Genomic DNA, 858 nt, shown 5'->3' on the forward strand with positions numbered 1-858 from the left:
CATTGACCGCGCTCGGTGCGGATGCAACCTCCGTTATTGTCGTCACGGGGCATCGCAGGAGCGAGATCGAGGCCGCGCTCGATGGGCTCGCTCTGACTTTCATCGATAATCCCGATTACGCCGGCGGCATGGCAAGCTCGCTCATAAAAGGGGTTCTCAGCAACCCACAGCGCCGATGGCATTCTCGTCATGCTGGCCGATATGCCCGGCATTTCCACCGCACATCTCGATGCCCTGATTTCCGCCTTTCGCAACGCGGGCGGCGAGGCCGTCGTGCGCGCCGTTTCACAGGGCAAGCCGGGCAATCCCGTCACTCTGCCACGTTCTCTCAATCAGGCAGTCCTCCGACTTCAAGGTGATGTCGGCGCGCGATATCATCGCCACATCAGGCCTGCCCGTGCTCGATGTCGATGTTGGCGACGCGGCTTTGCTCGACGTCGACAAGCCGGAAGAGGTACTGGCCGCTGGCGGCGCAATGAAGAATTAGCTGGCTCGCGGGCATGTCAGCGAAATGGAAGTGTGGCGGTTCCATAAACCACGTTATGCGAGCATCCATTGTAGGGGCTATTTAGTAATGCGACAGTTGGGCCAGTTAGAGATGCGACAGTCTCGCCTCTCGACGCACTGGTCAAAGCCAATGTTGGGAGCAAGGATGACGATCTTCAGCCTGGTCGAGACCATGAGCGGTCGGAGTCGTCATGTCCTTTATGATCACCATGTCGCAGAAAGAGTTGCATCGCCTCGAAGTCATCCAGAAGATCCGTGACGAACGCCTGAGCGTTGTCCAGGCTGCCGAACTGCTTGGGCTCAGCCGAAGTCAGGTCCATCGGCTGCTGCAGGCTTATGACCGGAATGGTC

At 58.7% G+C, this 858-nt stretch carries 1 protein-coding gene and 1 pseudogene; both read left to right on the forward strand.

Features of this window, described 5'->3' with window-relative positions:
• A pseudogene (locus tag FY112_RS31765) lies at positions 1-487 on the forward strand (nucleotidyltransferase family protein); the annotation flags it as partial.
• A 211-nt stretch (positions 488-698) separates the two neighbouring features.
• Positions 699-858 (forward strand): helix-turn-helix domain-containing protein (locus FY112_RS38280; protein WP_246700809.1); only part of this gene is annotated, 160 nt, incomplete at its 3' end.

Origin of the sequence: Rhizobium sp. PEPV16 (assembly GCF_008919455.1) — a bacterium.
Lineage (GTDB): Bacteria > Pseudomonadota > Alphaproteobacteria > Rhizobiales > Rhizobiaceae > Rhizobium > Rhizobium leguminosarum_Q.